Below are 19,075 nucleotides of genomic sequence, written 5' to 3'. Positions count from 1 at the left end.
AAGTGGGTAAACCAGCCGCAATTTTGGGCAGCTTTCATCTTTGTCCTAAAAAAACAGGAAAGATACCGCATGTCGGTGGTCCCGTCGTTGTTGGCTCACCAAACGTAACGATTGGCGGGATACCTGCGGCAAGACAAGGCGACAAGCTTATTTGTATCGGTCCTCCGGATAGTATCTCAGCAGGTTCTTCTAGCGTAACAATCAACGGTAAACCAGCCGCGAGAGTCGGCGATTCAACGTCTCATGGTGGCAAAATTCTATCTGGTATGCCTACGGTTTTAATCGGAGGCTAGATGCCACTCGCATTTCAAACGCATCTTCTATCTTTTAATGGCCGTTCACACACCGTTCGCGAGATAGCTGATGATTCTTTTAGATTGTCCGAGGAAATCCGACCCCCTGACTTTGCTCAATCAATAGATGAGCATATATTAAGCCTCGTGCGCTCTGAGCGCGAGAGTCTTGAGCAAGCTGATATCAAGGGGAATCTCTGTGTTCTTTTACCATCTTCGGTGGACAAAAGTTTGCTTAAAGCATTGATAAGCGAGCTTTCTATTTTCGTTGGCCAAACTGTCAATACTGAAATTTACTTTTATCCTTATGGCCAAGCTGCATTTTTGATGGCACTAAATCGGATAAATCGTGAAGTTAATGAAACGCAAGCGACTTGGATACTGGCTATAGAGGTTACGAGTGATGTAGAAGGGCATGTCAAACCTCAAAGCTCTATCATTTTAACCAAGTGTTTTTTTCGACATTCAGGTCTTGTGCCTGATGTTGTTCGAATTGATTTAGATGCCAAACAACAACGCATCGCCGTGGACAAGGTGTTTAAGCAATTAGGAGTAAGTTGTGAACATCCACTCAGTCAATTGTATTTATCCGTTAATAAGGAAGAACCGCAATGGTTAAACTCAATGCAATTCTTGTCTCCGTGGGTGACCGATCAAACTCAGTATCAATTTGTTGATATCAAACTTGGCGGATTGAGTGCATGTGGCGGCGTTTTAAAAGCGTTAGTGATTGATGAGCTTCAAAGAAGCAGCCCCTGCCCAGACTTTCACGTGTTGCAAGCCGACATCGAGCCAGATGGCTATGCGGTAGGAGTAATATACAATTGGCGTAGCGAATAGGTCTGGCTATTGCTTTTCCTTCTAGTAGCTGAGGTTTTAGTGATGCAAATGTTATGGGGGATTGACTCGAAACTGGCCCTTTAATGATGTTTGGACAATGACTAGGCGCAGCTTGCTTGTCAAAATAGTTTTGCTCACCGCGTTTTTACAGTGTTCTTCTCGCTTTCTGATTAAATAGCCAGCCATAGAACACAAACCACATGAAAAGCTGTTCGACTCAAGATATCCTTACCGATATAAAATAACTTGAGTTTTGGCTTGTTCGAGATCCCACCCGTGACGCATTCCTTTTTATAAACGGTACATGGACTCTGACAGAAGCAAGCCTACTCATAGAATTGGCGGAAAGTGAATTCGAATGAAGTTTATCCACACCTCAGATTGGCATCTTGGTCGACAATTCCACAACGTATCACTACTCGAAGATCAACAAGCAGTACTCGAACAACTGATTAACTATATTGAACGCAACCCCGTCGATGCAGTTGTAGTGGCGGGAGATATCTATGACCGTTCGGTGCCACCAACGGTTGCAATAGAACTGTTAAATCGAGTCGTGAAACGCATTTGTACCGAGTTAGAAACACCAATGATATTGATATCTGGCAACCATGATGGTGCAGAAAGGTTAGGTTTCGGCTCAGAGCAAATGAAAAATGCAGGTCTTCATATTGTTAGCAACTTTGAAGATATGCTCACTCCCATCATCATAAAAACGGATTCTGGGGATGAGGTCGCGTTTTATGGTATGCCTTATAACGACCCTGAACAGGTCAGGTTTGCCTACAAAGCCTCGGTATCCACTCATGATGAGGCTCATCAATTGCTTGTTGAGCAAATTAAAGAGCGCTTTATCTCTAAGCAAAAGCGCGTACTCGTGAGTCACTGTTTTGTTGATGGGGCCATCGAGTCAGACTCTGAACGACCATTATCTATTGGTGGTTCTGATCGCGTGAGTCATGAACACTTCTTAGATTTTGACTACGTCGCACTTGGTCATTTGCATCAGCCTCAAAAGAAAGGCGCAGAGCATATCCGTTACTCTGGCTCTCCCATGAAGTATAGCTTTGGTGAACAGAACCAGAGAAAAGGTTTCACGTTAGTTGAACTGAACAAGAAAGGATTCGTTTCTGCAAAGCATATTGATCTTACGGCTCCTCATGAAATGCGTATTGTAGAGGGCGAGCTGGATAAAGTTATTGAGCAAGGAAAAACAGACCCTAAGAATGAAGATTATTTGTTAGTTCGTTTGATGGATAAACATGCGATTTTAAACCCAATGGAAAAACTTCGTTCAGTGTATCCAAACGTTTTACACCTTGAGAAACCTGGCATGTTAATTGGGGTAGAGCAGGAAATGGCGCAAGCAAAGTTGGCGCGAAGCGAAATTGATATGTTCCGAGATTTTTTTATTGAGGCGCAAGATAGCCAGTTGTCTAAAGAGCAAGAGCAAGCTGTTACTGACATTATTAAGCAATTATCACAGCAATAGGGACCAAAGATGAAACCAATTAAACTAATCATGCAAGCCTTTGGTCCGTTTGCAAAAACTGAAATCATTGATTTTGAGAAGCTTGGCAGTAACCCTCTATTTTTGATTAATGGTCCTACAGGTTCCGGTAAAACGTCGATCTTAGATGCCATTTGCTTCGCCCTTTATGGTGAAACCACAGGTAATGAGCGACAAGGTATTCAGATGCGGTGTGACTTATCCGCGCAAGATTTACCAACCGAAGTAGTTCTCGAATTTTCGTTACACGGCAAACAATACCGAGTTGTTCGATCCCCTGAGCAGGAAGCGCCCAAGGCCCGTGGTGAAGGGATGACGATTAAAAAGCACACTGCTGCTCTTTATGAACTCGGTGAGACTGAAACGCTTATCACCAGCAAGACGACTCAGGTTAAAACTGAAGTTAGCAATATTATTGGCTTGAATGAAACTCAATTTCGTCAAGTTATGGTGTTGCCTCAAGGAAAATTCCGAGAACTGTTGCTTGCTAGCTCTAAAGAGCGTGAAGAAATTTTTGGCCAACTCTTTCAAACTGACATATATAAAAAAATTGAGTACGCGCTCAAAGATAAAGCGAGTGCAATTAGTAAAGCGAAAGGCGAATTTGATAATCAAATTCGAGGTGCTTTACAAGTTGCAGAAGCGAGTTCTGAACAAGAACTATTACAACAACTGGAACAAGTAACTAAGCAATTAGAGTCTGATAAACAGAATGAGCAAGCAGCGTTAGATAAGCTCAATACTGCTAAATCTGAATTGCAAAAAGCGGAAACCTTGAATGGAGAGTTTTCGAAACGAGAGCAAGCAGAAAGCGCACTCAAGCTGCATCTAGAACACTCAGATTCGATAAAAGCTCGTCAACAGCAATTAGAAAACGCTAAAAATGCCAATAAGATAGAGTTGCCCTACGTCTCATTACAAAATGCAAAAGCTCAAACGCAAGAGCTTAGGCAAAAAATCGTAGCTTTGAAAGAGAGTCTCGAAAAAGCTCATGTCGTTGCGAGAGAACAAGAAAACTTGCAGCAAAGTGCAAAAGAGGCCGCGGCAAAGGTCCCGCAGTTAACGCAACTGCAGTATCAGCTTGAAAGTATGAAAAACAAGTTGGTCGAGAAAGACAATTTGGAAAGTAAAATAACGGCGGGTTATCAACAAAAACAACAATTTGAAGCAACGTTAAAACAGTACATAGAACTAAAAGATAAGTTAACGTTACAGGCCCAGCAGGGACAGAAGGAGCTAGAGAAAGCACGAGTTGATGTTGCGCTTATTGGCAGCATCGATGCGGAAATAAAACAAAAACAACGGCTGCTACAGGATCTAAAAAAGCTGCATGATCTTACTTTAGAGCTCTCTAAACTCAATGCGCTAACTGTAGGTAAGCAGCAGTCACTAAACGAAGCCAGTCAGCGCTATATGCAGTGTCAACAAGACGCTGATACGATAGAGCTTAAGTGGCACAGCGCTCAAGCAGCAGTATTAGCGCAGCGACTAAAAGCAGGTGAAGCATGCCCGGTGTGTGGTAGCGAAACGCATCCTAACCCCGCAACGTTTGTTGAAGAAGCCGTTACAAAAGAGCAAGTTCAGGCGGCTAGAGCGAAAGAGCGAGAAGCTCAAACCTTGTTGAACCAACTAAGCAATCAGCTAGAACAACATAACGTTGTCATTAGTCAGTATCAGAATCAGTGTAACCAGTTGAAAGAGGAGTTGGGTGAGTATGCTACATCTGAGATCTCGACGGTTCAAAATGATTTGCAAGCGATCAATGCTCAACTCCTACGTCTACAAGCAATTGATATTGAAAAGCTAGAAAAGAACGTTGAACAGCTTAATCAACGCTGCGTCGTGGGTGAAAATAAAATTCATGAGCTGCAGAATCAAATGGCGGCAAATGAATCAACCGTTAAAGCGAACCAAGAACAATTGGCTCAATTACAAGCTTTTATTGACCCAAAATACAGTTCCGCTGACTTGCTTGAACGTGAAATTTTGCTGACAAAAGAGCAAATTCTGAGTTTGAACACAGGCTTAGAAAAGGCGCAAAACGCTTTGCAGCAAGCGATATTGGAGAAATCAAATGCGGAAAGTCACTTAGCGACGAACAAGCAGTGGTTATCTGAGTCAGAGCAAAAACTTAGCCAAGCAGAATTAGCGTGGAATGAGGCACTACAGGCGAGTAAATTTGAAGATGAAAGCCATTATCTAAGTAGTCGAGTGGGAGATGATGAACTTCAAGCCTGGCAGCAAGAAATAGACAGCTTCAAACAGGCACAAACCAAGCTTGAGCAAACACTACATGATTTAAATCATGCATTGAAAGATCTTGAAAGGCCTAATTTAGAGTCGTTTAACGACAGGTTAACCACTCTGCAGGCGCAATATATTGAAGTAAGGAATCAACTTGATACCACACGCTCAATATTTGAACGTCTTGAAAAGGTTCGTAAAGATATTGCCGTGTTGCATGAGAAAAATAGTAAGTTAGAAGAAGAATACAAAGTCTTTGGTACGTTGTACGACGTTGCTAGTGGTAAAACAGGCAGCAGGGTTAGCCTACATCGCTTTGTTCTTGGTGTACTGTTGGATGATGTGCTGATCCAGGCCTCTCAACGTTTAAGCCTTATGAGTAAAGGGCGCTATATTCTTGCTCGAAAAACAGAGGGCTTCAAAGGTGCTGCGGGTCGCGGCTTAGATTTAATGGTTGAAGATGGCTACACAGGAAAAACGCGTGATGTTGCGACACTTTCCGGCGGTGAATCATTTATGGCAGCGCTTGCTCTGGCACTTGGTTTGTCGGATGTTGTGCAATCCTATAGTGGCGGTATTCGTTTAGACACTTTATTTATTGATGAGGGCTTCGGTAGTTTAGACCCAGAGTCTTTAGATCTTGCTATTCAAACGCTAGTGGACCTGCAACAGACTGGGCGCATGATCGGTGTTATTTCTCACGTTTCTGAGTTGAAAGAACAAATGGCGCAGAGGATTGATGTAGAACCATCAAGACTTGGTTCAACGGTGTCGATTAAATCTCAATGTCGCTTCGCTGTCTAATTCAGTGACTACTGTTAGATCAAAAAGCCCCTAATGTTGGGGCTTTCTGACTAAGTCGCTACTGTTCGCAAAAGTGGCCTTCTTTTGGTGATTGGGTAATCGCATATTCGCCATCGAGGTTGCGATAAACAATCGTGTTCCAAACAGAGCCATCATCCAATTCAAACTCAATAGCATAGTTGACGCCGCTAACGATTTGCGCGTGAACATTCAGTATTTGTTTAAACGACGCTATTGTGTCCATTTTCTTTAAAACAAAGGCCATTGCCTTTTGTGCATCAGGGGTCGCGTTAAACTCATTCCACCCACCTGGCATGTTTCCTTGTGCATTACATACATCTGCCGAGGTCGTTAATTGTGTCGTTGCGCTCGGCTTTTCCTGCTGACAACCTGCAAGTAACACCAAAAGTGCACAAACTGACACTGTTTTTAATTTCATAACAATAACCTCTGTCTATAACGCAACGTATTATAGGAGGGTGATATGCCTACGAATGTCTATGTTGTGCAAAGTTTCTATATGCATAGGGTTAAATGCTGACAAAATGTACAAGCATGGTCAGCTTGTAAGTCAAAAATAGAGCAATCTTGTTATCGATTTGCTGAGATGACGAGGTTTCGGTGTTCAGCGCGCTATTGATGATGAAGAATTGTGATGTGTACCTATGAGGGCGATGGTGCGGCTAAGTGATCGATTTGTTATCTTCTAGAGTAAAATCAATCACTAATTAAAATTTAGGTGTTGTATGAAATCGATAAAAATATTTTTACTTTTGTCACTTGCAACTTTATTTGGTTGTACCTCGAAGCCGGATGGGGTGGAACCCGTCAATAATTTCGATTTAGAGCCATATCTAGGTAAGTGGTACGAAATTGCACGCCTAGACCATTCATTTGAGCGAGGCTTATCCAACGTTACCGCTGAGTATCAGGTTCGCGAGGATGGTGGGGTTAAGGTGATAAACCGTGGATATTCCGAAGAAGAGCGACAGTGGTCAGAAGCTGAAGGCAAAGCTTATTTTGTTGAAGATAAAACGGTTGGACACTTAAAGGTTTCCTTTTTTGGGCCAATATACTCTTCTTACATTGTTTTTGAGCTAGGTGAAAACTATAACTATGCGTTTGTTTCCGGTTACAACCACGACTATTTGTGGCTATTGTCTAGAACGCCTAACGTTGATGAGAAAGTAGTGGAGCGCTTTAAGTACGTAGCTAAAGAGAAAGGTTTCGCTATAGACGAGCTCATTTTTGTTGAACAAGAGAAACAAAGACAGCTTTAAGTTCATCAGCGTGGCTGAAAAAGCGGACAGAGGGGAAGCTTCCTAATTAAGAGCTCAGTTTGTCATTTCGCTTAACAGTAATTTGTTACCGCGTAACTTAATGTGGTCAAAATGGATATAGACCCATCATTTGTGATTACTCGTGATGGGGCTTATATAAATTTGAGTGAGCGTCGAAAGGTTGCTCTATCAACAAACGGTTATGGTTTACTTAATCAAACGAACGATCAGGGAACCTGGTGCTCGAATAGATTCAACATTGTGGCTAAGTACTGTGCCGCTTGTTGGGGCGGTGTAGCGTTTAATCTCAGCGCCAAAGCTGTCGTATTGAATCGCAAGAAGTTGACCTTGCTCGACAAAATCCATCAAACTGACATGAGGCAGTACAAAGCCGCCGTGTGTCGCTTTCACACTGATGATTTCGTTTCCTTCCAAGCATGACGTAATAGGGTCCATATCACCTTCAACAATGTTATGCTTTTTCAGCACATTAAAAATGCCTGTTACAGTTCGACTGATAAGTTCTTGCTCGGTGTATCGCCCCATACCTACTTCAACAGTAATGCTTGGGACACCATGGTTATTCCAGACCGTTTCAAGGACGCCAGCATCTCCAGGATCATTTAAAATCGCATCAGGATTAATGAGGCGAGCCATTTCTAATGATTGCTCGATTCGGAAATCTGCAAACACGTAAAGTGGATAGGCCGCACCACTGGTTTGAGTGTGAACGTCAATGGCTAAATCAGCATTTGGCTTGAGCAAATCATTCCACAATGCATATAAGTAACGTTGGGCCTCATTGCCGTTTTGGTCACCAGGAAAAAAGCGGTTTAAGTTTGCAGGAGACGCATCAGGGTCTGCGGAATAGAAATCGCGGCTGTGGTTTAGCATACCAGGCATGTTAATGGTTGGAACAATAGTGACAGTACCAGCGACTTCAGTGCCGATGAGCTCTCGAGCAGTTTTCTGCGCTGCTAACACACCATTGTACTCATCACCATGAACCCCTGCGGTAATCATGATCTTCTTGCCAGGTTTTTCACCTTTGAACACTAGCACAGGTAGGTGTTGCCACTGAGAGAGAGCATTCGTTGCGATGCGAAACCAAAACTTATGCTCGCCCGAATTTAGGTCTGCTACATTGAGAGATTGAATCACTTGATGACCTTGAATCACGTCATCGAGAAATTGTGTTGCCATTAAAGTTACCACTCCAAAACCATAAGCTAATCTAAAACCTTAGCGTCGTCATACCATGAATATTAATAAGGCGAGAACATGTCTCGCCTTAATTACCAATTGGCTTCGTTTTACGCAAAACCCATAATATGAGCTGCGATAACGACGATACTTGATAGGGTAAAGAGTAATAGAATAAATCGCCAGCAGAATTTTGCCCAGTCACCCCAGTCGATACGGCAGACACCAAGCGTTGCCATGAGAGATGCCGAAGTAGGGACGATAACGTTAGTAAAGCCATCGCCAAGTTGGAATGACAAAACTGCCACTTGGCGCGTAACTCCTGCAATGTCTGCCAGAGGGGCCAGTAGAGGCATCGTTAGTGCCGCTTGTCCAGAGCCCGAAGTGACGAAGAAGTTGAAGATAGATTGGAATACATACATTAACCATGCCGCAGCCACGTCAGGAAGCCCGCTAATCACGCCGCCAGCACTGTTTAGAATTGAGTTCAGTACACTCGCTTCATCAGTTGTACCACCACCAAGGATCAACAATACACCTTTTGCACAACCCACTAACAGGGCAGGTGCAAGCATAATAGCTGCACCTTCTTTAAATGCATCAGCTGCGCAGTTTAGCGTCATACCGTTCAGGCGGAAAATCGTACCGATGATCGCGACAACAAAGCCCATAGTGAAAAATTGAGACGCGATTTCTGGGATGTACCATGCGTTAGCGACTACGCCCCAAACGACCCACACCGTGGTCGCAATAACCGTAAGGATAACGAGTGTGTCACCTAGGTTCCAACGAGAATCTTGATTGCCAAGCTCTTGCTGACGGAAATACTGGTCTGTGCGATGGCTGTAAGAAAGTTTAGGATTTGACTTCACACGAGCGGCGTAGATCATTGTGAAAGCGATACCGATTAACGTAAAGCCAGCCCATAACCCCATGCGTACTGTCATGCCGGATAAAACAGGTACACCCGCAATGCCTTGCGCAATAGCTACGGAAAAAGGGTTCATCCAAGAAGTAGCGAAGCCAATTTGAGTCGCAACATAGGTAACCATTACCGTAGTGATACCATCATAACCAAGGCGAACCATAAGCGGCGCGATAATAATCGCAAACGCTACGGCTTCTTCACCCATACCAAATACCGCACCGCCTAGCGAGAACAGCAAAAATAGCACTGGAATGAATAGCGCTTCGTTACCTTTGGTCTTATCGATAAGGCGCAGGATACCGTTATCGATTGTGCCTGTGCGCATTACAACGCCGAAAGCACCGCCGATAACCAACATGAACATAGTCACGCCGATTGCGCTGCCCCATTTAGAGCCAGAAACTAGCCCTTCGAAAGGGAAGTTCATCAGACCAATGCCACCACCAGAAGCAAACAGGCCAACCTTGTTGTAAACCAATTCACCGTTTTCGTCGGTTGCATAAGAGAAAGAAGAAGGATCGATAACTGTGCGAGTTTTTTCTGCACCGTCGACCATGTAGGTCACCTGTTGGCTATCAAAATGACCAGCAGGAATTAAGTAGGTAAGAATCGCAGCAAGAATACCAACAATGAAGATCAAAATGAGGGTATCTGGCATCTGCCACGACTTAGGGGTAGCAACCGAGTCTGCTGGTTGCGCATGTGTGTGAGACATAACTTACTTCACGTCAAATTCAATAAAGCATGAAATATCAATAAAATAGAATAAAAAGTCAATATTAATGCTTATGTTGAACTATAAATTCATCAATTATTTGAAGTGAAGTTAATTTGATTGTTTTGTGGTCAAATGTTGGGTTAATGTTTCAATATGCGTTGAGTTTGGATGATTCACGAGCTTTCATAGTCATCTACAGGTGATCTAATTACTTGATTTCTGTCTGTTCTGCATAAAAAGCAGCGACATCACGAAGGTCTTCATCATTTAACATTTTTAACTGTGCTGCCATCATTTCTGCAAGCGGCCCTTTACGCTCACCGGCTTGATAAGATTTCATTGCATTGTAAAGGTACTGAGAATTTTGACCAGCAAGGCTTGGATAGGTGTTGTTCGTTGCGATGCCTGTAACACCGTGACAATAGACACAGCTAGGTGATTTGATTTTACCTTTATCAGCATCACCAAACGGCTCGGCATGGATAGCGGAAGAGAAAATAAAAGAGATTAGAAGTACAAACCTGAGCATGGAGGTTATCTATTCGCTAAAAATCATGGCGATACAATAAAGCTTCCCCTTAGGGGAAGCTCAATGATCAAAATCAAATTAAAGTAGAGATTTTATACTTGATAAGAAAGTGTCGATGTCTTTCGCTGAAATATCTTTATGAGTTACAAAACGAATTGGATTTCCAGGGGTTATCGTGATGTTTTGTTCCTTTAGTTTCGCAGCGATACTTACTATGTCCACTTGAGGATCAAGCTTCGCGAACACGATGTTCGTTTGAACAAATTCAGGGTTGACTGAAAAACCAGGCAGTTCTGCTAAACCTTCCGCTAAGGTTTTTGCGTTGATGTGGTCTTGTTTTAGCTGTTCCACTTGTTCGGTAAGGGCAAGTTTGCCTGCTGCGGCAAGAATACCCGCTTGACGCATACCACCGCCGACCATCTTTCTTAAGCGACGTGCTTTTGCGATGTAGTCTTTGCTACCAAGTAGTAGCGAGCCAACAGGGGCAGCCAGACCTTTCGACAGACAGATCGTCATTGAATCAAAGTACTGACCGATCTCTTTTACCGGAACATCAAGTGCAACGGCTGCGTTAAAAACGCGAGCGCCATCTAGATGCATCTGCAAGTTATGTTTATTCACGAAGTCACGTGCTTCTGCTAAGTAAGACAGAGGTAGTACTTTACCATTAATTGTGTTTTCTAAGCTGAGAAGCTTAGTGCGAGCAAAGTGACAATCATCTGGTTTAATCGCCGCAGCCAGTTTATCAAATGGTAGCGTGCCATCTGGGTTATTTTCGACTGGTTGAGGTTGAATTGATCCCAAAACCGCCGCGCCACCAGCTTCGTATTTGTAGTTATGTGCTTGTTGCCCACATAGATATTCATCTCCCCGCTCGCAATGCGCCATTAAACCGAGCAGATTGGCTTGAGTGCCTGAAGTGGTAAACAAAGCTGCTTCGAAACCAGCAAGCTGCGCAGCAAATTTTTCAAGCTCATTGACCGTAGGGTCATCACCATAAACATCATCCCCAACGGGGGCCTTAAACATGGCTTCTCGCATGGCTTGGGTGGGCTGTGTAACGGTATCTGATCGAAAATCCATGAATGTCTCCTTGGTCAAAGTCCTAAATATATCCGCAAAGGCGCGCTTTGCTTAAGCAAGCGATCGTTTTGGCATCGGTGATCGTGCCATCGACTATCTTTTCTTCGAGTTGCTTGATTGACAAGGTGACGACCTCAATCACTTCGTCTTCATCGCACTCGTAACGGTTTGTTTTGTTGAGCTTTTCGGCAACAAATAGATACTGTATCTCATCACAAAATCCGGCAAGAGGGGTGACTTGGCCGAGAGACGTGAATTTCTCTGCACTAAACCCAGTTTCTTCCTCTAACTCTCTTTTGGCGCAGCAGAGTGGCTCTTCGTTGCCTTCTCTGGTACCAGCAGGAAGTTCCAATAGCCATTTATTAAGTGAAGGCCGAAATTGGTGGACAAGGACAATGTGACCCTCCGCTGTAATAGGGAGAATCACCGCAGCACCCGGATGATGGATTGTGGTGTGCGTAATTGCCTGTCCTGTAGGAAGCACAACGTCTTCTTCAATCAGAGAAATTTGCTTCCATTTATGAATTATCTTGCTCATGCAGTTATAAACCCTAGCTGTTACCGCATTTTTGACGTTTTTCGACATTAACCACAAATGGTGGGAAACAAAAGCAAAAAATACTGCAACACGACGAAAGCGTTTGCACTTTAAGTGAGCAATGTCTCATAAATGGAAACTTTGATTGCTTCGTCAAGAAGGGGAAAAGCATCTGCTATAAGGGGAATTCGACAAAATACATTTGTAACAAAGTTATAACAAGTGTATAAAAATGTTAACGCAATACCACTTCAGCAGCCGGAGAACGTATGACACAAACCTTATTTACCTCAAATGCCGAAAAAGCGCTTCTCTCAGAACGCATCAATAAATTGGCGAAAGCGTTAACGGATGGCGTTTATGAGCGTGAACATACGATCAAGCTCTGCCTTCTTGCTGCACTTGCTGGTGAAAGTGTTTTTCTTTTAGGTCCCCCTGGTATTGCAAAAAGCTTAATTGCCAAACGACTCATCCAAGCGTTCGATAACAGCAGTTACTTCGAATACCTGATGACGCGCTTCTCAACCCCTGAAGAGGTGTTTGGGCCACTGAGTATCCAAGAGCTAAAAGACAACGGCCGTTATGTTCGCTTAACTAAAGGGTATTTGCCAACTGCACAAGTCGTATTTTTGGATGAAATCTGGAAGGCGGGCCCTGCAATTCTTAATACATTGCTGACAGTGGTTAATGAGAAAACATTCAAAAATGGCAGCGATATCGAGCGTGTGCCAATGCGCTTGTTGGTATCGGCTTCCAATGAATTACCCGATGAAGATAGTGGATTGGATGCGCTCTACGACCGCATGTTGGTGCGTGTGTTTGTGAATCGAATTCAGAATAAACAAAACTTTAAGTCGATGTTGACTGTGGGCACATCGCAAGAGGCACAAGTACCAGAAGGCCTAGCGATAACTGATGAAGAATATCATCAATGGCAACAACAGCTCGACAAATTGACGTTAACCGACAATGCATTCGAAAAGCTTTTCCAGCTTAAAACGATGTTAGAAAGCAAAGTTGAAGCTCAGTTTGGTGATGTGGCCAATACCGATATGTATGTCTCTGACCGCCGCTGGAAGAAAGCCGTGAAGTTGTTAAAAGCGAGCGCGTTTTTTAATGGTCGCGATGAAATAAATCCGCTTGACCTTTTACTGCTGCAAGATTGTTTATGGAACAGTCCTGAATCGCGAGATGTGGTACGTGAAGTGGTTCAAGAGTTCGCCTTAAAACATGCATTTGATCAACAAGACGCGGAGCAGGAAATCGAGTACTGCCGTGAGTCTTTGGTTGATGTCCAACATGAACTAGAAGATGCCTACCGCATGACGTTAACGTCTGAAGCGGCCACGGGTATTTTGCGTAAAGAAACCATGCGCTTTGATACCTCTAAAGCCAAGATGTACAAAGTTGGCGCAGCCGTTAACTTAGTTAAATTGGTTGTCTTGCAAAGCAACATGTCGGTTTCAGAATCAGAAAAAGGTGATAGCCGCTGGGTTTATGTACCCAAAGATGAGTTAGATCGAGTCATTAAAGAGGGAAGCGGTGATGTGTATGGTTACGTCAATCAAAACACCAACATGTGCCGTTTACGATTTGATGTTGACGCGGCGAATAACCTAGTTATCCGTGATATCGCGAACCGAGGCATTTTGGTTAGCCTAGTGACTCAAGAGGGCTTGGATGTAGAGCTTTACCAAAAGTGGTTAACGCAGAGCGAAAAAGCCGTAAATCAGCTTAGTGAGGCAGAACACCATATGCGCAAGGTGAAAGCGAACTTTCATGATGCGCTTCCGCATAGCTTTGTTGATCCTGAACTACCCCGCCTAATGGAGTCGAGTCTGCAACAGGTAAGTCAGAGACTTGAATCAATCCAAGCAGAAAGTGAAAAAGTTATCCAACGCTTTAAAAACTTAAATCAGTTTTTCTCATAAGGAGACGACATGCTAGGTGCAGACGGACTTAACCTCGCGCTGATGGTGGCCGACTCCGGCATCATCGATAGCGCAGTTAATGATTTGATGGCGCGTTCACAAGTCATGATGATGGCAGAAAACCGAGGTGTTAAATCTTCGGTCAAAGGTCACTTGTTAAAGTGGCGAGGCAGCGTCAAAAAACGGATCACCAAGGTATGTGAGACAGAGCGTTTCCAACAAGAGCTGTCTTTATATCAAGAGGTTATTCATTGGGATGAAGAGGCGTTTTTTGAAAACATCGAAGATGTGATTAAAAAGCTAGAATGGCACTCTGCGTTTTACATGCAAGCTCGCCGAATGATGGAAAAGAACAAAGGGATGAATAACCCTATGTTCCCTCATTACTTTTGTGATCAATGGTACCAAAGCCTCACCGATGCTATAAAACAAGCGCAAGTAAGCGAGCTTGAAGCCAATAAAGAAAAGGTGCTGAATGACCTGTATCAACGTATGGAAACCATGCGTAATATGGATAAAGTCACGGAGTCGGGTGACGCTGAAAGTGTAGGGCGCCTGTGGGATATGGCATCTGCCAAGTTGAGTAAAACAGACTTAACGGTGATGAAACGCCATGCTGAGTTTCTGAAGAAGCACCAAGGCTTGCAAGAAATTGCGGAGCAACTCGGTCGTATGGCGGGGCAAGTAAATGATCCTGAACTAAATCGTGCGCCCACTGAAGAACTTCAATTGGTCGAAGAGAAAAGTGATGAGGCGACGGATGATATTGTCGGTATTCACGAAAGCGATGATCTAAATAAGCTACTTCCCAACGAAACGATGTTTTTGGCGTATCCTGAACTTGAAGTTGTGTTCTATAAACACTTAGTTGATAAACGGCTCATGAACTATCGTACACAAGGCAAATCGCGCACGTTACGTAAAGTTAAAGCTCACCGACCTGACCATAAAGCGGTAGATATCGAAAAAGGCCCCTTCATTGTTTGTGTGGACGCGTCCGGTTCCATGAGTGGCTTTCCTGAGCAATGCGCCAAAGCCATGGCTTATGCTCTGATGCAAATCGCACTAGCGGAGCAACGTGATTGCTATGTCATTATTTTTTCTACGGAACACATTACCTACGAACTAACCAAACAAGATGGTCTGCGCGAGGCGGCGGACTTTCTAACTTATAGCTTCCATGGTGGTACAGACTTAGAGCCAACTTTGATTAAATCTATCGACTTGATGAGCGGTGATAAATATAAAAACGCAGACATGGTAGTCATTTCCGACTTTATCGCGCCAAAACAACAAGACGAGTTACTGGCCAAAGTGGATGCGCTCAAAGCGAAGAAAAACCGTTTTCACGCGATTAGCTTATCGAAATACGGAAATCCTGCATTAATGTCGATGTTTGATCACACTTGGTCTTATCACCCTAATGTTGTGGGAAGATTGCTAAAAAGGGTCAGCAACTATTAAACGCCTTAATGTTTCATGGGACAAAACGAACTGAAAGCTAGATTTATATTGCTTCGTTTTAAGCCAATAAGATCGAACTTTGGTCGAATTGACTTAAAAGAAATCAAACGAACAGAAAATGAAATATTTTTGTTTGACTATCTTCTCTCAATCCGTAAAGTAGCCACCAACGCAACGGGGTAGAGCCCTGAAGCGTAATAAAAGGCGCCTTGGCAGAGTGGCTATGCAGCGGATTGCAAATCCGTGGACCTCGGTTCGACTCCGGGAGGCGCCTCCATTATTCTTTTGAGAGCGAATGGCTTTCGAGAATAAATGCGACACTAGCTCAGTTGGTAGAGCGCAACCTTGCCAAGGTTGAGGTCACGAGTTCGAACCTCGTGTGTCGCTCCAAATTATTCAGATATGGCTATGGCGGTATCTCGATGCCAAGTGCATCAACTTAAAACCAGCGAAAGCTGGTTTTTTTGTATCTGAAGACTGATAAATTCACACCATCTCTTTTTCATTACCTGTGAGCTTAGCAACCCCATCTCTGTCACGAGTTTCTGATATTAAGTGTGACCCGATGTTTCGCACCTCAGCCAATTTCAGTTTACAATACGGGCTTCCAAAGGATTTGACGAAGACGCATGAGAAATACCGACGATTACATCATTTTTTATCACTTGATCGAGCAAGGTTCATTCAGTGCTGCCGCGAGACATATGTCACTGACCAAATCGGTCGTCAGTAAACGGATTGCCAAGCTTGAACAAGAGCTTGGTGTACAGCTTCTCTACCGAACAACGCGAACGCTAACGTTGACTGAAGCAGGACGAGCGTTTTTTACTCATGCAAAAGCGGTTTATCAAGCGGTGGCAACGGCGGAAGAATCCATTGTGGGTTTAGGTAAAAACTTATCTGGAAACATTAAAATTTCGGTGCCTACTATCTCTGGTGAATTAATTCTTCCTCAAGTGATTAATGAATTTAATCAGAAATACCCAGACATCAATATCGATATGGATCTAGATAATCGTTTCGTCGATATCGTGAATGAACGTTTTGATTTGGCAATTAGAACGGGTGTGTTGCCAGATTCTAGTCTGATTGCAAGAAAGCTGGTGGATGCAAATTGGATCATTTGCGCGTCACCCCAATACCTAGCTAAACATGGCATACCTAAACAACCTCAAGCCTTGGCTAAACACAATTGTTTAGTCTATTCCTACCAAGAAACCGGAGCGCATGAGTGGGCGTTTAAAGATGGAGACGAGGTATATCAAATCACCGTCGACGGTAACCTCTGTACTAACAATTCTTCTGTATTGAGAAATGTGGCGCTGTTAGGGCAGGGAATCATCTATGTGCCGCGTGTATTGGTTTATGAAGACTTAAAGCAAGGCAGTCTGATTCAGTTATTTAAAGACGAAACAGCCAAATGTTTGGGTATTTATGCGGTGTACCCTTACACTCGTCAGCAACCAGAAAAAATTAAGATCTTTATCGATCATCTATACACAAGCTTTCAAAGTCAAAACCATCGATTTTAAGCCAATAACTCAACACCGATCGTTATGTTGGTGTTGAGCTTATGTTTCCATCTTCATTTCTAAGAATCCTCTTAAATTTAGGGGCTTACGCTTCTCCTCGTTTTCTTCACTAATATTGATAACAAGATACCCCGCACAACTGTTAACAAATGGTTTTGCTATTGTTTCTTTTAAGAAACGGTCTGTTTCTTACGTTAAATTTCTCAAATGTGAAAGATAAGTGACAGAAAAATAAAGAATTATTTTGTTTGTTGTTTATTGATTACGTATTGGTCGTCCGTCTGACATAGACGCAGAGAAATGGACTGCTTATAGTGGCTCAAACGCCATGCCTGCCGCTAAGCGGTGTTGTGAGCGAAGTACAATAACTAGAGATACGGATATGAAACAAAAGCAGCTGATTGAAGAATTTAAAGCCATCGTTGGGGAAGAAAATGTTCTAACCGACGAGGTTAAAACGAAATATTACCGCTCGGGGTTTCGTTCGGGTAGTGGTAATGCGCTTGCTATCGTGTTTCCTAACACTCTTCTGGAACAATGGAAGATTATTAAACAGTGTGTTGAAGCAAACTGCATCATTATCATGCAGGCGGCTAAAACAGGTTTAACAGAGGGCTCGGCTCCGAGTGGTAATGATTATGATCGCGATGTGGTTGTGATCAATATTACCAAAATCAAGAAGATTCACTTATTAGATGGTGGTAAGCAGGCGGTTTGCTTGCCTGGTGCGAGCTTACACTCTTTGGAGAAAGAGTTGAAGGCAGTGAACCGAGCACCGCATTCTATCATCGGTTCTTCATCGCTAGGTGCCACTGTGGTCGGTGGTATCGCTAATAACTCAGGCGGTGCGCTAGTTAAGCGTGGTCCTGCTTATACGGAACTGGCGATCTATGCGCAGGTGGATAAGCAAGGCCAGTTACATTTGGTGAACCACCTTGGTATTGAAGGATTAGGTGAAACGCCAGAAGAAATTCTAACAAACCTGCAAGAAGGGAACTTTGACCCAGCGAAGATCATTCATGATGAGCGAATGGCGTCAGACAAAGAATACGATGAACGTGTTCGAGACGTGACTTCTGACATTCCTTCTCGCTTTAATGCCGATGAACGCCGATTATTTGAAGCCAGTGGCTGCGCCGGTAAGTTGGGGGTTTTTGCCGTTCGGGTGGACAGCTACCCAGTCCCCGAAAAAGAGCAGGTTTTTTACCTTGGCACCAATGACCCTGCGAAACTAACGAAGTTGCGAAAAGACTTCTTATCTACGTTTGATAACTTGCCTGAGATGGGAGAATACTTGCATCGAGATATCTTCAACATGGCAGAGAAGTACGGCAAGGATGTGTTCTTATCCATCGACTTGTTAGGCACAGATAAGCTACCAAAAATGTTCGCACTTAAAGCTAAGGTAGAAAATTTCTTAGAGCGCATCCCGTTTGTCAGTAAATATCTGCCAGACACCATTTTGTACTACGCGAGCAAGTTGTTCCCACAACATTTACCAGAGCGAATGCTGGATTTCCGTGACAAGTATGAGCATCACTTGGTATTGAAAATGAGTGATGGTGGTATTGCTGAAGCACAAAAATACCTCAAAGAAGTTTGGGCTGTTGAAGACGACTGTGATTTCTTCGAGTGTACGCCGGAAGAAGGTAAAAAAGCTTATTTACATCGCTTTGCAGCAGCAGGTGCAGCAATTCGTTACGAGACGATTCACCGAAAAGACGTAGAAGACATCGTTGCACTTGATATTGCATTGCGACGTAATGATGAAGAGTGGCTAGAAACTTTGCCTGAAGAGGTGAGTAAGAACCTTGTTCAAGCGCTCTATTATGGTCACTTTATGTGTTACGTCTTCCATCAAGATTACATTTTCAAAAAAGGGACTGACACGAAGTTGATGAAAAAGCTGATGCTAGAGCACCTCAATAGCCGTGGTGCCAAATACCCAGCAGAACATAATGTGGGTCACTTGTACGAAGCTGAAAACTCGCTGCAGAAGTTTTACTACGAGTTAGATCCAACGAACACCTTTAACCCTGGTATTGGCAAAATGGACAAATATAAGCGCAATTGTAACTGCTGTGCATAATGTGCTGCATCACCATGATTAATAATCGTTGTTCATCGTTAAAATGATGAGCATAAGATAAGCCCTGATGACACTTGTGACATCAGGGC

Annotated in this window: 15 protein-coding genes and 2 tRNA genes; 11 read left to right on the top strand and 6 right to left on the bottom strand. The window is 43.4% G+C overall.

Annotated elements, in window-relative coordinates; translation table 11 throughout:
* Window positions 1-2 precede the first annotated feature (2 nt).
* From UQW94_RS02140 to UQW94_RS02125, 4 genes are all read left to right on the top strand, one after another.
* Window positions 3-293, top strand: coding sequence for a PAAR domain-containing protein (locus UQW94_RS02140; protein WP_005375969.1), 291 nt, complete (start codon window positions 3-5; stop codon window positions 291-293).
* Entirely contained in the window at window positions 294-1,133 is an 840-nt protein-coding gene (locus UQW94_RS02135; protein WP_322141955.1) for an NAD/NADP transhydrogenase subunit beta, read from the top strand. It begins immediately after the preceding gene.
* A 358-nt stretch (window positions 1,134-1,491) separates the two neighbouring features.
* Window positions 1,492-2,625, top strand: coding sequence for an exonuclease SbcCD subunit D (locus UQW94_RS02130; RefSeq protein ID WP_213970842.1), 1,134 nt, complete (start codon window positions 1,492-1,494; stop codon window positions 2,623-2,625).
* Between the two features lie 9 nt (window positions 2,626-2,634).
* Window positions 2,635-5,691, top strand: coding sequence for an SMC family ATPase (locus tag UQW94_RS02125; protein WP_262597709.1), 3,057 nt, complete (start codon window positions 2,635-2,637; stop codon window positions 5,689-5,691).
* Between the two features lie 58 nt (window positions 5,692-5,749).
* Here the strand turns inward: UQW94_RS02125 and UQW94_RS02120 are convergent, their stop codons facing one another.
* Entirely contained in the window at window positions 5,750-6,130 is a 381-nt protein-coding gene (locus tag UQW94_RS02120; RefSeq protein ID WP_017633640.1) for a cystatin domain-containing protein, read from the bottom strand.
* Window positions 6,131-6,437: 307 nt separating this feature from the next.
* On the opposite strand from UQW94_RS02120, the gene UQW94_RS02115 reads away from it, so the two are divergent.
* Complete coding sequence (locus UQW94_RS02115; RefSeq protein WP_005375974.1) at window positions 6,438-6,971, top strand: lipocalin family protein; 534 nt, start codon at window positions 6,438-6,440, stop codon at window positions 6,969-6,971.
* A gap of 207 nt (window positions 6,972-7,178) precedes the next feature.
* Here UQW94_RS02115 and UQW94_RS02110 read toward each other — a convergent pair whose 3' ends face one another.
* From UQW94_RS02110 to UQW94_RS02090, 5 genes are all read right to left on the bottom strand, one after another.
* Window positions 7,179-8,174, bottom strand: coding sequence for a succinylglutamate desuccinylase/aspartoacylase family protein (locus UQW94_RS02110; protein ID WP_042520988.1), 996 nt, complete (start codon window positions 8,172-8,174; stop codon window positions 7,179-7,181).
* A 110-nt stretch (window positions 8,175-8,284) separates the two neighbouring features.
* Window positions 8,285-9,817 carry a putative basic amino acid antiporter YfcC gene (gene yfcC / locus UQW94_RS02105; protein WP_322141954.1) on the bottom strand — a complete coding sequence of 511 codons (1,533 nt, stop codon included), beginning with the start codon at window positions 9,815-9,817 and terminating at the stop codon, window positions 8,285-8,287.
* Window positions 9,818-10,028: 211 nt separating this feature from the next.
* The gene (locus UQW94_RS02100; protein ID WP_130545611.1) at window positions 10,029-10,349 is read right to left on the bottom strand and encodes a c-type cytochrome; all 321 of its coding nucleotides are present in this window, start codon (window positions 10,347-10,349) and stop codon (window positions 10,029-10,031) included.
* Window positions 10,350-10,427: 78 nt separating this feature from the next.
* Complete coding sequence (gene ltaE, locus UQW94_RS02095) at window positions 10,428-11,432, bottom strand: low-specificity L-threonine aldolase (RefSeq protein WP_005375978.1); 1,005 nt, start codon at window positions 11,430-11,432, stop codon at window positions 10,428-10,430.
* Between the two features lie 22 nt (window positions 11,433-11,454).
* The gene (locus tag UQW94_RS02090; RefSeq protein WP_005375979.1) at window positions 11,455-11,970 is read right to left on the bottom strand and encodes an NUDIX hydrolase; all 516 of its coding nucleotides are present in this window, start codon (window positions 11,968-11,970) and stop codon (window positions 11,455-11,457) included.
* Window positions 11,971-12,239: 269 nt separating this feature from the next.
* Between UQW94_RS02090 and UQW94_RS02085 the strand changes: the two genes are divergently transcribed.
* From UQW94_RS02085 to dld, 6 genes are all read left to right on the top strand, one after another.
* The gene (locus UQW94_RS02085; RefSeq protein WP_005375980.1) at window positions 12,240-13,901 is read left to right on the top strand and encodes an ATPase RavA domain-containing protein; all 1,662 of its coding nucleotides are present in this window, start codon (window positions 12,240-12,242) and stop codon (window positions 13,899-13,901) included.
* Window positions 13,902-13,910: 9 nt separating this feature from the next.
* Window positions 13,911-15,365 (top strand): ATPase RavA stimulator ViaA, encoded by a 1,455-nt coding sequence (viaA, locus tag UQW94_RS02080; RefSeq protein WP_033907023.1) that lies wholly within the window; start codon window positions 13,911-13,913, stop codon window positions 15,363-15,365.
* A 203-nt stretch (window positions 15,366-15,568) separates the two neighbouring features.
* Window positions 15,569-15,642, top strand: a tRNA-Cys gene (locus UQW94_RS02075).
* Window positions 15,643-15,679: 37 nt separating this feature from the next.
* Window positions 15,680-15,755: transfer RNA gene (locus tag UQW94_RS02070), tRNA-Gly, on the top strand.
* 239 nt (window positions 15,756-15,994) lie between these two features.
* Window positions 15,995-16,897, top strand: a complete 903-nt coding sequence (locus tag UQW94_RS02065) for a LysR family transcriptional regulator (protein WP_017633645.1) — start codon at window positions 15,995-15,997, stop codon at window positions 16,895-16,897.
* 382 nt (window positions 16,898-17,279) lie between these two features.
* The gene (gene dld / locus UQW94_RS02060; RefSeq protein WP_213871134.1) at window positions 17,280-18,986 is read left to right on the top strand and encodes a D-lactate dehydrogenase; all 1,707 of its coding nucleotides are present in this window, start codon (window positions 17,280-17,282) and stop codon (window positions 18,984-18,986) included.
* The last annotated feature ends 89 nt before the right edge of the window (window positions 18,987-19,075 follow it).

This window comes from Vibrio sp. PBL-C16 (genome assembly GCF_034321865.1).
Lineage (GTDB): Bacteria > Pseudomonadota > Gammaproteobacteria > Enterobacterales > Vibrionaceae > Vibrio > Vibrio alginolyticus.
The sequence above is the reverse complement of the archived record's forward strand: the minus strand, read 5'-3'. Positions and strand labels throughout refer to the sequence as shown.

Bases quoted from the DNA above. Each gene is read 5' to 3' on its own strand.
- UQW94_RS02135 (WP_322141955.1), top strand. From the start codon at position 294: ATGCCACTCGCATTTCAAACGCATCTTCTATCTTTTAATGGCCGTTCA.
- UQW94_RS02130 (WP_213970842.1), top strand. From the start codon at position 1,492: ATGAAGTTTATCCACACCTCAGATTGGCATCTTGGTCGACAATTCCAC.
- UQW94_RS02125 (WP_262597709.1), top strand. From the start codon at position 2,635: ATGAAACCAATTAAACTAATCATGCAAGCCTTTGGTCCGTTTGCAAAA.
- UQW94_RS02120 (WP_017633640.1), bottom strand. From the start codon at position 6,130: ATGAAATTAAAAACAGTGTCAGTTTGTGCACTTTTGGTGTTACTTGCA.
- UQW94_RS02115 (WP_005375974.1), top strand. From the start codon at position 6,438: ATGAAATCGATAAAAATATTTTTACTTTTGTCACTTGCAACTTTATTT.
- UQW94_RS02110 (WP_042520988.1), bottom strand. From the start codon at position 8,174: ATGGCAACACAATTTCTCGATGACGTGATTCAAGGTCATCAAGTGATT.
- yfcC (WP_322141954.1), bottom strand. From the start codon at position 9,817: ATGTCTCACACACATGCGCAACCAGCAGACTCGGTTGCTACCCCTAAG.
- UQW94_RS02100 (WP_130545611.1), bottom strand. From the start codon at position 10,349: ATGCTCAGGTTTGTACTTCTAATCTCTTTTATTTTCTCTTCCGCTATC.
- ltaE (WP_005375978.1), bottom strand. From the start codon at position 11,432: ATGGATTTTCGATCAGATACCGTTACACAGCCCACCCAAGCCATGCGA.
- UQW94_RS02090 (WP_005375979.1), bottom strand. From the start codon at position 11,970: ATGAGCAAGATAATTCATAAATGGAAGCAAATTTCTCTGATTGAAGAA.
- UQW94_RS02085 (WP_005375980.1), top strand. From the start codon at position 12,240: ATGACACAAACCTTATTTACCTCAAATGCCGAAAAAGCGCTTCTCTCA.
- viaA (WP_033907023.1), top strand. From the start codon at position 13,911: ATGCTAGGTGCAGACGGACTTAACCTCGCGCTGATGGTGGCCGACTCC.
- UQW94_RS02065 (WP_017633645.1), top strand. From the start codon at position 15,995: ATGAGAAATACCGACGATTACATCATTTTTTATCACTTGATCGAGCAA.
- dld (WP_213871134.1), top strand. From the start codon at position 17,280: ATGAAACAAAAGCAGCTGATTGAAGAATTTAAAGCCATCGTTGGGGAA.